Source organism: Ruegeria sp. AD2(2025), assembly GCF_056542385.1.
Genome location: NZ_JBQFZS010000005.1, coordinates 110,609 through 124,049 on the forward strand (window position 1 = coordinate 110,609; position 13,441 = coordinate 124,049).

The 13,441-nt window shown below is 53.7% G+C and carries 15 protein-coding genes; 6 read left to right on the top strand and 9 right to left on the bottom strand.

The window, feature by feature from the left end; genetic code table 11:
* Window positions 1-132: 132 nt before the first annotated feature.
* Complete coding sequence (locus tag ACR1XV_RS12330) at window positions 133-1,050, bottom strand: LysR family transcriptional regulator (RefSeq protein WP_480531695.1); 918 nt, start codon at window positions 1,048-1,050, stop codon at window positions 133-135.
* Between the two features lie 102 nt (window positions 1,051-1,152).
* Between ACR1XV_RS12330 and ACR1XV_RS12335 the strand changes: the two genes are divergently transcribed.
* Window positions 1,153-2,019, top strand: coding sequence for an NAD(P)-dependent oxidoreductase (locus ACR1XV_RS12335; protein ID WP_480531697.1), 867 nt, complete (start codon window positions 1,153-1,155; stop codon window positions 2,017-2,019).
* A 189-nt stretch (window positions 2,020-2,208) separates the two neighbouring features.
* On the opposite strand, the gene ACR1XV_RS12340 is transcribed toward ACR1XV_RS12335, so the two are convergent.
* Complete coding sequence (locus tag ACR1XV_RS12340; protein ID WP_480531699.1) at window positions 2,209-3,099, bottom strand: LysR family transcriptional regulator; 891 nt, start codon at window positions 3,097-3,099, stop codon at window positions 2,209-2,211.
* A gap of 103 nt (window positions 3,100-3,202) precedes the next feature.
* Between ACR1XV_RS12340 and ACR1XV_RS12345 the strand changes: the two genes are divergently transcribed.
* From ACR1XV_RS12345 to ACR1XV_RS12360, 4 genes are read left to right on the top strand one after another with little or no spacing between them, the layout of a single operon-like run.
* Entirely contained in the window at window positions 3,203-4,816 is a 1,614-nt protein-coding gene (locus ACR1XV_RS12345; protein ID WP_480531701.1) for a sulfatase, read from the top strand.
* Window positions 4,813-5,805: a Bug family tripartite tricarboxylate transporter substrate binding protein gene (locus ACR1XV_RS12350; RefSeq protein WP_480531703.1), complete on the top strand. Its 993-nt coding sequence runs from the start codon at window positions 4,813-4,815 to the stop codon at window positions 5,803-5,805. Before ACR1XV_RS12345 ends, ACR1XV_RS12350 begins: the two co-directional genes overlap by 4 nt.
* A gap of 1 nt (window position 5,806) precedes the next feature.
* Entirely contained in the window at window positions 5,807-6,298 is a 492-nt protein-coding gene (locus ACR1XV_RS12355; protein WP_480531705.1) for a tripartite tricarboxylate transporter TctB family protein, read from the top strand.
* Window positions 6,299-6,304: 6 nt separating this feature from the next.
* Window positions 6,305-7,825: a tripartite tricarboxylate transporter permease gene (locus ACR1XV_RS12360; RefSeq protein ID WP_480531707.1), complete on the top strand. Its 1,521-nt coding sequence runs from the start codon at window positions 6,305-6,307 to the stop codon at window positions 7,823-7,825.
* A gap of 276 nt (window positions 7,826-8,101) precedes the next feature.
* On the opposite strand, the gene ACR1XV_RS12365 is transcribed toward ACR1XV_RS12360, so the two are convergent.
* Window positions 8,102-8,995, bottom strand: coding sequence for a GNAT family N-acetyltransferase (locus ACR1XV_RS12365; RefSeq protein ID WP_480531709.1), 894 nt, complete (start codon window positions 8,993-8,995; stop codon window positions 8,102-8,104).
* Window positions 8,996-9,342: 347 nt separating this feature from the next.
* On the opposite strand from ACR1XV_RS12365, the gene ACR1XV_RS12370 reads away from it, so the two are divergent.
* A complete protein-coding gene (locus tag ACR1XV_RS12370; RefSeq protein WP_480531711.1) occupies window positions 9,343-10,509 on the top strand; it encodes a M20 aminoacylase family protein in 1,167 nt (388 codons plus the stop codon).
* 304 nt (window positions 10,510-10,813) lie between these two features.
* Here ACR1XV_RS12370 and ACR1XV_RS12375 read toward each other — a convergent pair whose 3' ends face one another.
* The 6 genes from ACR1XV_RS12375 to ACR1XV_RS12400 form a co-directional block, all read right to left on the bottom strand.
* Window positions 10,814-11,410, bottom strand: coding sequence for a hypothetical protein (locus ACR1XV_RS12375; protein WP_480531713.1), 597 nt, complete (start codon window positions 11,408-11,410; stop codon window positions 10,814-10,816).
* Window positions 11,411-11,605: 195 nt separating this feature from the next.
* On the bottom strand, window positions 11,606-11,917 hold the full coding sequence (locus tag ACR1XV_RS12380) for a hypothetical protein (RefSeq protein ID WP_480531715.1): 312 nt from the start codon (window positions 11,915-11,917) through the stop codon (window positions 11,606-11,608).
* A complete protein-coding gene (locus ACR1XV_RS12385) occupies window positions 11,914-12,069 on the bottom strand; it encodes a hypothetical protein (protein WP_480531716.1) in 156 nt (51 codons plus the stop codon). The genes ACR1XV_RS12380 and ACR1XV_RS12385 overlap by 4 nt, the downstream gene beginning before the upstream one ends.
* Entirely contained in the window at window positions 12,062-12,226 is a 165-nt protein-coding gene (locus ACR1XV_RS12390) for a hypothetical protein (RefSeq protein ID WP_170334772.1), read from the bottom strand. The genes ACR1XV_RS12385 and ACR1XV_RS12390 overlap by 8 nt, the downstream gene beginning before the upstream one ends.
* Window positions 12,219-13,277, bottom strand: coding sequence for a hypothetical protein (locus ACR1XV_RS12395; RefSeq protein WP_480531718.1), 1,059 nt, complete (start codon window positions 13,275-13,277; stop codon window positions 12,219-12,221). Before ACR1XV_RS12395 ends, ACR1XV_RS12390 begins: the two co-directional genes overlap by 8 nt.
* Entirely contained in the window at window positions 13,270-13,431 is a 162-nt protein-coding gene (locus ACR1XV_RS12400; RefSeq protein WP_480531720.1) for a hypothetical protein, read from the bottom strand. The genes ACR1XV_RS12395 and ACR1XV_RS12400 overlap by 8 nt, the downstream gene beginning before the upstream one ends.
* Window positions 13,432-13,441 lie beyond the last annotated feature (10 nt).

Genomic DNA, 13,441 nt, shown 5'->3' on the forward strand with positions numbered 1-13,441 from the left:
AGCGTAGGGGAGCGAATGCCATTCGTCTGTGCTAACAGCTCAGTGGGCAAACGGCCTTTTTGCCCTCATTTTGCTAAAATTCATCGCCGCTTTGGGTTGTTGCTATCCATTCGGGTCGAACAATGGAAACTGTTATATCAAGTGAGCTGGCGTCCATCGGAAAAGGCTTTTTTCATATTCGGTAATTGATTTCGAAAGCCACCTCTGAAACACCTTTGCAGCTGGGCGAACCGGCCCAGGCAACGTGACGAGGTAATATCCGATCTGCGGGATTGGATCATCGAATAGCGCTACGAGATCTCCAGACTTTAATTCATCAGAGATGAATGCCGGAACCGTCGCCCCGACACCATCACCTCGACGGATTCCATCAAGCAGCATGTTGCCCGGCAAGCGAACAACTCTCCTGTCGGCACCAGGTGGTACTCCAACCTTTTCCAACCACAGGTCAAATTCGACCGAAGCCTGTTCCTGAAGAAGAGTAAAGTCGAGCAACTCAATTGGGCCTTTGAGCATCCGTTCCCCAATCAATTCTTTTGCAGCAACCACTGTCAGACAGCCAGGTAGCAACATTTGCGAGACCAGTCCCGACCAACGCCCGGTGCCGTATCGAATGGCTATGTCAACGCCCCCCGGTTTGAGGTCGACTGCCTGGATTGTTGAGTCGATCCGAAGCTCGATATCCGGAAACTCCTGAACAAACGTCGATAGTCGCGGCATAAGGAATGCGCTTGAAAACATCGGTGTGGCACTGACCACCAGTGGGCGAACTGCCTCTGCACTTGATATGCTCTCAGTCAGGGACACCATTGAGGCGAATGCTTCATGTAAACCCGCCGCTAAGAATTCCCCCTGTGCGGTCAGAGCGATACCGTGTCGCGTCCGAGAAACAAGCTGGGTTCCCAGATGCTGCTCCAGTCCTCGGATTTGTTGGCTGACCGCGGAGTGGGTCACATTCAGTGCCGCTGCCGCGCGGGTCAAGTTTCTAAACTCTGCGGCGGCGGCAAAGGCTCTGAGAGACGTCAGCGAGGGTAACGTGTGCCAATCCATAAGTCAGAAAATCTAACAATAGAGAAATATTTACAACTACGCGTTTTCTCAATTCTTACGCATGTTGACGTGGAACACCAATGACCAGAACTGGAGAAAACCATGGCAACGCTTGCGGTACTCGGATTGGGCAACATGGGTTCGGCGTTGGCGCATTGCCTGCTCAATGCAGGTTACAGCGTCTGCGTCTGGAATCGGACACCTAAAAAGACCAGATCGTTTGAAAGTGCAGGTGCAGGGATTTGCGTATCGCCGGAAGATGCTGTTGCGGCGTCTGATTTCATCATCGTCTGTATCAAAAGCCACAAGGAAACCTTCGATTTGGTCAGTGGGCTAAGTGTTTCCTTGAAGGGAAAAACAATCTGCGACATGAGCACCGGCGATACGTCCGATGCCGATACATTAGTCTCATTCCTTAGCGAAAAAAACGCCGACTACATGCTGGGCATGATCAATGCATACCCTTCGGGCATTGGCAGCAGTGACACCACCATCCTGACCGTGGGCAGTGCCGGAACCTGGGATCGCTATGGCGAAGTGATAAGGTCTCTTGGGGGAAAGTCCGCCCAAGTCGGTGAGAAACCCGCAGCTCTTGCAGCACTTTTTGCTGGTCTCTTCACTGTCCGGCAGGGGTTCATGTTTGGGATGATATACGGCGCACTGGTTTGCCAGAAAGGAGGTGTTCCGATGCAGGTCTATGCCGATCAACTCCCTGCCACGATCAAATTGGTAAATGACTATTACGATCTCTTTGCCCGAACTGTTCCGACCGAGGACTATGACGACGCTGAAGCCTCGTTGAAAGTTTACGCATTGGCCCAGGAGGACGCTCTAAAGACCTGCATATCTCTGAATGCACCAGCTGACTTAATCCGAATTATACATGACCGCACAAAAGCCGCGTGGGAAGGTGGATACGGAGACAAACAATTTACCTCTTTGGTCAAGCACATGAAGGATGCCTGCTGATATCGAACGCTTACTGTGAAAATGGTCGTTCGACTTGGACAAACAACCGGTTGAAAAGTTGCGTACATAGGATCGCGAAGTTGCGTCGCCAATGTCCGTTTTGGGTTGCCACCAGCCATTGATGTAAAAAGTAGTGAAAGGCGGCAACGAGCCCAAAGTACAAAATGCTGCGGGCGCAACGAATGTCCGCTATCCAAACTCAAACCGCTCGAAGAACGCCAGACATGCCTTCATCACACCGTAGTTGAGCGCGCTGCGACGTAGGTGGACACCAGCCTGTCTCCTCGGCAGGCCTTGCTCGGTAGGCCGTATGACCAAACCCTCTTTCGCGACACGAGAAGCCAGTTGCAGCGGAGCCGACATGATGAACGGCCCTTCACGGACAAGTTGCAAGCCGGTCGTGAACGAGGTCGTCCGAATGTCGATGACATCCTGGGTGGCAGGTGTGGGTTTAAGCAATGTGCGAAACCTGCTTTCGGTCTCGGGATCGTTGCCGAATATGACCCATTGCTGTCCTGCAAGCTCGCGGATATCGATGGCGGCTTGGCCTGCTGCCGGATGGTCCGGCCGCATAACGACACCGTGCTCCACCTCGGTCACCGTAGTGGATGAGAGTTCGGTCTCCAGGCCAACGCCGTCAAGGACACCGAGATACAGGTCGATCTCGCCGCTCAGCAATGCTTCGCGCGCATGCTGTGTCATATCGGTTTTCAGATCGAGCCGAAGGTCGGGAAAACGGGTTTTGAGTTCGGTGAAAAGGCTCGCGACACAGCTGAGGTGAAAAAGCGGACCCGCTCCAACGCGCAAGACGGAAAGGCCCGGCGATGCGATGGCACCGATCTTCTCGCGTGACAGCCGGTATTCTAGTGCAATCCGTTCGGCATTTTCCAGAAGCATCCTGCCCGCTTCGGTAAGACGCATCCCCCGCCGATCCCGTTCGAAGAGCGGTGTGCCGTAGCTTGCTTCAAGGTTTGCGATCCGCTTGGTGACAGACGGCTGCGTAACGCCGAGCGCATCCGAAGCTTCGGTAAGCGATCCGTGCGCGGCGACTGCGAGAAAGGCGGCGAGGTTTCTTTCCAAGTTATTCACTTTTAGAATGGATATAGTCGATACTTCGATTTTACAGAATTCCTTGAATGTCGCAATGTATGCTTCAGCCGTGGGAATTGCTTTGGGAGGGGCGATGCGGACCGTTTTCGTTCTATTCGACTCGCTCAACCGCCTGGCACTTGGTGCCTATGGCGGAACGGCCATCGCAACACCGAACTTCGACCGTTTCGCACGGCGAGCTGTGACCTTCGACAAATACTATGTAGGTAGCCTTCCCTGCATGCCTGCGCGGCGTGACATGCACACGGGACGGCTGAACTTCATGCATCGACATTGGGGGCCGCTGGAGCCATTCGATGACTCTTATGCCCGCATTCTCAGCCAGAACGGCACCTACACGCATCTGATCTCGGACCATTTGCACTATTTCGAGGATGGCGGTTGGGGTTATGCGAATGCCTTCGATAGCTGGGATTACATACGGGGCCAGGAATACGATCCGCTGAAGGTTCTCGTGGCACCGCCGGTCGACCGACTAAGGGAGGCATTTGACGCGCGGCACTATCCGTTGGACGGACTGCCAAACGGCACGGCAACACGCGGAAACTCCTCAAAAGTCGCTTGGAAGAAATCCCGCGCAGCAATCAACGCCCAGTTCCTCGAAACCGAAGCTGATTTCCCAACTGCAAAGTGTTTCTCTGCCGCCTTCGAGTTCCTTGATCTCAACCGCGAGTCTGACGACTGGTTTTTGCAACTTGAGTGCTTTGACCCACATGAGCCCTTCGTTGCGCCGGAGCGGTTCAAGGAGGCCTATCGAAGCGGATACAAGGGCAAGATCCTTGATTGGCCAATTTACGAAAAGGCAACGAACTCCGCCGAAGAGATCGCCGAAATCCGAGGTAACTACGCTGCCCTTGTAGCCATGTGCGACGAGTATTTCGGCAAGTTACTGGATTACTTCGATGAACACGCGCTCTGGAACGATACCTGTCTGATCTTGACGACAGATCACGGGTTTCTACTGTCCGAACACGACTGGTGGGGCAAGAACCGAATGCCCTACTACGAGGAAATCTCGCACATTCCCCTGATGATCGCGCATCCGGATGGCGAAAGAGGGACCCGGCGGGCCGCTTTATGCCATACACCCGACTTGATGCCGACGATGCTCGACATTCATGGTTGCAAGGTTCCTCCTGGTGTCACCGGAACGTCGCTGGTCCCCTCCCTGACCAGTGATGTTCCGGGGCACGCCTCCGTCGCACTTGGCATGTTTGGCGGGCCGGTCTGTGTAACAGACGGGCGCTATAGCTATTTCCGATATCCCGAGGAAGAGGAAGGCTCCGAACTCAGTATATACACGCTGATGCCGACTCACATGACAGGTCCTTTCGACGTCGGCGAATTGCGGTCGGCGGAGCTGGCAGGGCCGTTCGACTTCACTAAGGGCGTCCCGCTTATGAAGCTCACGCTCGACTCGAAGAACAGCCAAGTCGGGCAAGACGGTCAAACGCTCGAAGACTGCGAAACTGCGCTTTACGATCTCGATGCCGACCCGGGTCAGACGCAGCCTGTTCGCGACTCTGCCATCATCGCTCGGCTTTCGGCGCACATTTCCGCACATTTTCAGAGGCACGACGCACCGCTCGAAATCTATGATCGGTTTGGGCTGTCCGATCCGAATTCCAAGAAACGCCCCATCAAGGACGTTGACAAACACACTGACAGGAGGAGACCCAAGTCATGAAAAAACCACTCAAAACCCTGACCGCTGCGGCTGTAGCTGGGCTTACGGCGACCGCTGCTATGGCCGAATTCCCGGAGCGCACCATCGAAGTCATTCACCCCTGGGGACCCGGCACAGGCTCTTCGGTGAGCCAGGTCATTGCCAAGGCAATGGGCGAAGAGCTTGGCGTCGACATTACCGTTCTGTCGGTGACGGGTGGACCGGGCACCAAGGCGCAGACGACCGCCATGAGCAAACCGGCGGATGGATACACCATCATGGATTCTTACGTGGCTCCGCTGGTTCTCGCACCGATCCTGGGTAAAGCCGAATGGGACTACACAGAATTCACGCCACTGCAATCGGCTCATTCGAACGCCTTCGCAATTGGCGGGCGCACCGAGGAGAGCCGCTGGGACGACTTTGCCGGGCTTATGGAATACTGCGCGGCCAATCGTGGAGAGCTTCGCTATTCCTCTGGTTCGCGAAACAACCTGCCGCACATGGTGATCTCGAAGGTGCTTCAGGCGCATGACTGTGTTGCCCAGAACGTGCCCTACACGCAGGACGGTAACGCCGCAAAAGACTTGAAATCTGGCGTTCTGGATTTCTCTTTTGTAAATGTCGGCAATTACAAGTCCGATCCATCCGCGTTCAACATCATGCTGGTTCTGTCCGAACTGGAAGACTCTAAAGCGGCATTCGACGGCGCGCCCGGACTGGATGACATTGAGTTTGACACAGGTCTATCCAAACTGGGCCCGATTGGCTGGACATGGTGGATTGTTCACCCGGAAACACCAGCGGACGTCGTGGACAAGCTTCGCGAAGCAATGGCCGCGGCAATGGCTCGAGATGATGTCAAAGCAGCAATCCGGCAAGTTGGCTTCGTGCCTTTGCCCTATGACTACACCATGTACGACGAGGTTGTCGGTGGTGTGAAAGACCAACTCGGGGCCATGGGCAGCGCACTGGAATGGGAAGAAGAAGAGCTCAAAAAGCTGCAATAAGATGAAGCTGTCGGCCAAGCTTGCAGAATGGACGGGGCTCGCGTTTTTCGCGGGCCTCGGTGCGCTGGTCTTCCAACAGGTAGCGACGTCCATGGCCGCGCAAGGGATTGCATCTGGCGGCCCATATGACAACGCAGCCAGCTATCCGCGCAGCATCGCGATACTTATGTTGGGGCTTCTTGCGGTCCAATTGGTCCGCAATTTCACCTCAAGCGATGCAGAACAATCAGAAACTAAATCTCCTGCGGCTTTGCGGAGGTCAGCCGGTTTGCTAGCCATCTTTACAACCTACCTGATTTGCCTCGGTTGGCTGGGATACCATCTTGCAACTGCGCCCATGGTGGCGGCAGTCATGATGCTCTGCGGAGCCCGCAACGCCGGCATTATTGTGGGATTCGCGCTTTCATTGGCCTTTGTTCTGGCATTTGTCTTCGAAAAGGTCCTGAACGTCGTTCTGCCGGGCGGCATCTTTGGTCTGAATATCCCCTGGTGAGCTTTGATGTTTGAATCCCTTCTCGGCGGCTTTGAGCTGTTTTTCTCGCCCCTCGCTATTGCTTTGACCTTCGCGGGCATCCTGATCGGTTTGCTTGTCGGTGCCTTACCGGGGCTCGGACCCTTGATGGGTATCATTCTGCTTTTACCGGTGGCCATAGGCCTGCCGCCCCTAGCAGGGATGGGTTTCCTCATTTCCATTTTCGTCGGAGGCTCCTGCGGAGGCGCTGTGTCAGCAATTTTGCTTCGAATACCTGGCACACCCATCGCAGCAGCTACGTTGCTAGACGGTTTCCCAATGGCCCAGAAAGGTCAGGCCTCCAAAGCTATTGGCCTTGCGCTTGCGGCATCCTCATTGGGTGGGCTTGTCGGCGGCGTTGTTTTGATCACCGCTTCGCCCGTACTCGCGTCCTTTGCCAGTAATTTTGCCCCACCCGAATATACAATGCTGGCCGTCACCGGGCTATTGACCATTTCGCTGATTTCCGAGGGCACTTTGGTAAAGGGCCTGATGGCCTGTTGCTTTGGTCTGCTATTGTCGACCATCGGATCCGACGCATTCTCAACGGGGTATCGGTTCACCTTCGGGTCGCACCACATGCTTGATGGGTTCCACATAGTTGCCGTAGTCGTCGGGCTCTTTGCGATCTCCGAGATGGTCTTTCAAGTCGCAAGGGGCGACCTGTTGGGTCGACCCACGATCGAGATCGCCAAGCCCAGTTTCAGATCTGTGTTTCTGGTGATGAGGCACTGGAAGAATATGCTGCGATCGTCTTTCGTTGGTGTATTCTTCGGCTCTCTTCCTGGTGCGGGCGGCGACATCAGTTCGTTCAGTTCTTATGCTATTGCCAAGTCATTCGCCAAACCGGATGAGATATATGGCGAAGGCGCCGAAGGCGGCGTCATTGCGACCGAGGCAGCCAACAATGCAACCGTGGGCGGCACGTTGGTTCCCACGCTGGCCCTTGGCATCCCTGGGGACGCTTCGTCGGCAATACTGTTGGGTGCGCTTTTGATCCTTGGCTTCGTCCCGGGCCCCGAAATGTTCACGATGAATCCAGAGTTCGTGGGGGGCCTGTTTCTCGTCTATATGGCGTCGAATGTCATGTTGCTGTTTGTCGGCATTCTCGCGGCTCCATTTTTTATTCGAGTCTTGTTGATCCCGAAACTCTACCTGATCCCGGCAATTCTCATCTTGTGTTGTATCGGAACGTATGCCCTGCAGGGTTCGGTGTTTGACCTGTGGGTCATGCTGGGCTTTGGGTTGGTCGGCATTCTGTTTCGTTTGGCGAAATACCCGCTTGCTCCGATCGTGTTGGGATTGATCTTGGGTCCAATCCTTGAGGCTAATCTACGCCGCTCGTTGCTGATATCCCGAGATGGCTACTGGATATTCCTTGACCGTCCGGTCGCAGCCGCGCTGATCGTCATCGATTTGGCCATCCTACTCGGATTTGCATTCATCGCTTTTCGAAGTTGGCGCGCAACAAAGCGATCGTTCGGCTTAGAAACGCAAACAGATGACTGAATCACTGCGTCTATGATCAAGTCGAATTTTGGTGTAGGTTTTTGCAAGACAACTACGCAGAAGCGGTCGTTGGCGCACGCGCAGCGAATTAGCGCTATGTCCGCATCTCGGGATTCGCAAAGTCTTGTTTGAAATGTCCGGTTTGGACTGCGACCGGTTTTTGATTTGTAAAGTAGCGAGAGGCGGCAACGAGCCCATTTTGCTCAAGCGACGTCGTACAGCGAATGTCTGGTTGTCTATGCGCGGCCGCACTTAGCGCAAAGCCCAGTTGTGAGATCAAAGTGTGAGGTCCCAGGTTTCTTGCACGCTCTCACTACCAAAGTGATACCCGGAAACGCGCTCTGTCAAAGTGAATCCGAATCTAGCGTAGAGCGCGCGTGCGACTATCTGTGTCTCGTGGGTCATTAACGTCATGCGTTTGAACCCTGATGCACGTGCGTGATTCAGACAGATCGTCATTAAACGCTTGCCCAAGCCCATTCCGCGGGCCTCGGGTTCCAGAAAGAATAATCGCAGTTTCGCGACGCCGGGTTCTTCTGTATTCATGCAAAAAATTGATCCGAGCCGCGTCTCGCCGCTATGAGCAATAAAGGCGCGGTTTCCATCAATGCCTTGGACCGGCAAAAAAGCCGCCAGGATTTGCATGACGAGCATTTCCATGCGGTAATCAAATTTGTAATCCATGTAATAGGTCTCGGCATGCCGATTGACGACCCACCCGGCGTCGCCTGGGGTTAAATCGCGAAATTCGACTGGACCCGGCAGATCAAATGATCTCACCGCCTGCTCCAAAGCCCGGGCGACGCGCCCTGCATCTGCCCCATCCAATCGCTTGTGGACCTCAAGCGCCATCCGGTCGACAAGCTCGCTAAACTTCTGGTGCCCAGATTCAGTAAGATGAAGTTCCTTTTGCCGTGCATCATGTTCAGAAGGTTTTCTTAGAATCCATCCGGATCGCTCAAAGTTCTTCAGGATACGACTGACATAGCCTTCGTCGAGGTCCAGGGCATTGGCGATCAACCGGGCAGTTGAGCCATTTTGCACTCCGATCTCATAGAAAACCCGCAGTTCTGTGAGGTTCATTCCGCTACCGCCGTAGTCGGGGGAGAACAAACCCATTCTCTGTGTGTAGAACCGATTGAAGGCGCGAATTGTCGAGATGTGATCCATTCTGCAATTCCATTTACTTGATAAATTCAAGCAAAATAGAATTACTTGATTATGTCAAGTAAAAGCGCAATACCGTAGTGCCAGCGCAATTTCTGTGTCCTCGAGAGTACAATGGTTAAGCTCGTGTGAAGGCCAAGTTCAAAACTAGTGCTGGCCGTAACCGGCATTCATTCGGTGTCGGCTCAGTCCCGCTCAACCTACCAAGGCATGTACAAACAGACTGATTTTGGCCCGCCGCACCGCCGCATGACCGCTGTGAGCCCCAAGGCTACCGAAGAACCGCCAATTGATCATGATCGCTTTTGTGTAGCATCATGTCATTGAAGGTCATTTCTGAGGGCAGACCAATGGTTCACACTGAAGTTTTTGACACGCAGCTAACTGAACTATTTGAATGGCGTCGCGACTTTCATGCGCATCCGGAAATCACATTCGACGTTCATAGAACCGCCGGTTTGGTTGCTAAGCGCTTGCATGAGATGGGTGCCGACGAAGTTCATACCGGCATTGGAAAAACCGGCGTCGTCGCTGTCATCAAAGGCAAAAGCACATCAAGTGAAAAAGTGATTGGGCTTCGGGCGGATATGGACGCTCTACCCATGCAGGAGCAGACTAACCTTCCCTACGCGTCCAAAATCGAAGGTCGGATGCATGCCTGCGGACATGATGGGCACACAACGATGCTGCTGGGCGCTGCTCGCTATCTCAGCGAGACCCGTAAATTCAACGGAACTGCGGTTCTGATTTTCCAACCAGCGGAAGAGGCGGAAGGCGGTGGCCTCGCCATGGTTCAGGATGGCCTGATGGACCGTTTTGGTATTCAAAGCGTTTTTGCACTTCATACGTCTCCTGGTCTGCCCATCGGCCATTTCTCAACTCGCCCGGGCGGCATTATGGGGTCAGCGGACCTCTTTGAAGTACAAATAACTGGAAAAGGCTGCCATGCAGCTTTTCCCCACGAGGGTCTCGATCCGGCCATTGCCGTTGCTCAGATCATCCAGGGTTTCCAGACGATTGTATCGCGTTCAATAAGTGCGTCGGCGCAACACGTCGTTTCAATCACGCAAATCCACATGGGGAATGCAGATAACATCATCGCTGAGACAGCGGAGATCAGAGGGACCGTGCGCAGCCTATCCAGCAAGGCACGTGCTTTGGGCAAACAAAGGATGTTCGAAATATGTTCGGGTGTAGCTTCCATGACGGGTACGGACATCCATCTCATTTACATTGACGATTTGCCGGTGACGGAAAACGACCCGAAACAAACCGACATTGCTATTGATGCGGCCTCCAAACTGGTGGGCTCCGAGGCAGTTGACGGCAACCGAACGCCAACCATGGGTGGAGAGGATTTTTCTTTCATGCTTGAGCAACGTCCGGGCAATTTCATGTTTATCGGCAATGGAGATAGCGCGGCATTGCACAATCCAGCCTTCGATTTCAATGATGACGCACTCGCTTATGGCTGCGCGTACTTTGCTACAATTGTTGAGCAACAGTTAGCGATCTGACCCGCACGGAAGTCCGATTGCCGGAGTCGACAATGGTGCCACCGCCGCGAATTGAAGCTTTGTCCGCATCTCGGAAACTGCAAACTCCAGTTTTGAATGTCCGCTTGGGGCTGGCTGCGGTCAACCATGCTCATAGTAGAGACTGGTGGTACATAGTTCCGCAGAGCAGTGCTGGGGAAATGCTTATCCGGGGCGCTTTGGTTCCTAGCAGGAGAGGCGCTTAGAAGAAGCACGCACTACTACAACGACAGTCGCCATAGACTTCTTATGTCAAATATTGGTTAAGGGCGGCAGGTAGGCTGTACTAGCGGTCTGGGTCTGCATCGAGTTTGCCCCAGAGATCATCAACCATATCTGAGAAGCCATCATTCGAGGCCTCCTTGGGCAGTAGACCAGCTCTTCGCCGGCGTTCGACCTCGGCCATTAGTTCTTCCTCTGTGGCTGTCTCAACCACATCACATCGAAGAGCTTCAATCTCGTCCGCTGTCCACGACTCAAATTTGTCAGCGTAGAAGCCCAGGGAATACGGCGCGTCATCAGAAATCTGCTTGATCATAGTATTCCAAACTTCGCTTTGGTTCGTTTCCTTTTCGACCCTCTCATCTAGTTCGCGGATAGACTTGCGGATCATCGGCAGCAGCTCTGCCTGTGCGCTTTCTTCACCAGCACCAGTCCCTGCAAGCCAAAGGTCTGCGATCTTGCGAACAAGCGACCAAACAGTTTGATTTCGTGGGTGGTCTTCGATTCTGCCGCCAAGGCCTCGTTCTTCAACACCGAGCTGTTCAGATGCCCTCTCATTCATGCGGATATCGTAATCAGACACGTCAGCCAGATATGATGCGTTCTCAGCAATGGCTCGAGCGACCTCGTTTTCGCCGACATAGACAACCACCTTCAACATCCCACTACCCCTTCCTTCGCCGGTTCATCACCCGGTCCAGGTGGCTGTAGTCCAGATCTCGCATGATCATTTGCACTTGCTCTGGATCGACTTCGCGATCTTTTCCAGCAGTGCGGACGATTTGTCTGACGTAGATCGCCAACGCGACAATGATCACGGCGGGTAAGATCAAGCTGAAATGCCCGGGCCCCATCACTAAGGCTTCTTCCTTGGGTCTTCGATCCCGAGGTCGTCGAACACGTTGCCGCTGACATCAGTGATCTCGACATCATCGTCGTCAGTCACTAGATTCCAGTTGTTCTCTTTGACCCATTCATCCCGCCATTTGGGCGCATCGGCCGGACGCTGTGCAAAATCGGCGATTTGCTCGAAAATCATTTTGCGCAATGCAAGCCAGACCTCCGGACCTTCTTTGCGACGAGCTTGCAACTCTGCGATCAAGTCATCCAGAGGAACATCCTGTAACGGGCGCACGAGGATCCCTTCTTCTGAAAAATCATCTGTCATCGCTCAACATCCTCGACACTGATCGTCAAGACTAAGATCTTGTTTGGTTTTACAGTGATCTCTTTTCCTTCAATCTCTCGAAGTTGGCCGCTCACCGAAGTCTCGCAGATTACGAAAATTGGGATTTCCTCTTCTGTAGTCTCGTCACTCATCTGGCTTACCCTTCGGATCAGGCACCTTTCGCGACCGGATCTCATCCGAGGTAATCGGCTTGGTAAGTTTTGCTCGACCGGCCGCAATTTCAGCCTCCCGAAGCCTAAGCAAACGCAAGGTTTGTTCATCCAGCTCAACGTCGTCGTCATCACCCATTAGACTTCTCCCGAGTACAGTAACAGTGAGAACAGAGCACTTGAGACCCGCCGGCTGTCCGAACGATGTCACCAACGTGGCCACACTCTTCACACGTCACACTGCATCGAAATTCCATCCAGTCAGCGTACTCCTGAATGAGATCGTGGTGTCGACTGAAGCCGATGGAAATCTTGCCATCCTGGCCTTTCTTAATATCCAAGATGTGAATAGTTCCAGGGTCCAGTGCCTTGAAATCCTGACCGAAGGAAAGCTTGTGGAGTGCTAACGAAATCATCATGAGCCAGCCTGGGCCGACCGCAGGAACAAGAGATGCGCAATCTGCGGAAACGAGGTCCGGATAGTTTGCCGCAATGTCCAGCTCCAGAGATTGCGGCCAGGATGCTGGTGCGCAATCGTAACGACGACGCAGCTCTGCATTGTAGCACCAGCTGCACAGAGTCGTCACGAAGCCCTGAACATGCTGACGTTGGGCAGAATTAGAACAACCTTCACAAGTTTGCTCAATCTCATCGACGCGCCACTGGATTTCTTCCATCGTAGACTGTTTGCAGCCCGGGCCCTCATAGACGCGCAAGCCTCCCCATTTTTGCTTGATCTGAACGATGGATGGGTACTCGTCACCAAACAGGTCAGGCCGTTCATCGATCAGCCTCTTCACTTTCTCAAGTGCAAGCGTAAGCTGCTCCGCCCAACCGGTACGATACTCACCAAGCTGCTTGACGACGCTTCCGTGAATATCATTCCAATCAACAACACTGCTCATCACTGACCTCCGGGCCCGCGCTTCTTTGAGATCATGTGAAAACTCGGCCATAGCAGTCATCATACGGTAGACCACTTCGTGGTCATCACACTCGACATGCAGACCCTCGGTCGACCATGTGACGTCAGAGACATGCGGAGCTGGGTAGTTGTGCGCCATCATCAAACGCATCTCTTCGGCGTACCAGGCGTCAAATGAGCGGAGATCAACTGGAGCTCCATGGTCCTCGATCACACCTCGAACCTTTTCCCGGAATTCCTTCCAGCTCTTTTCGACATCATCCATCAGTCACATTCTCCAGAACTTGGTCTTGTTGAGATGGAAGACCCCTCTCGAGATCTGGCAAGCCGTACCAGCCTTCGGGTGTGCGTCCGAGGCTCTCCTCGACCGATTGCTTGATGTCTTTGAAATCAATTGCGTTCGTGACGTCGTCCGCCATGTCAGACTCC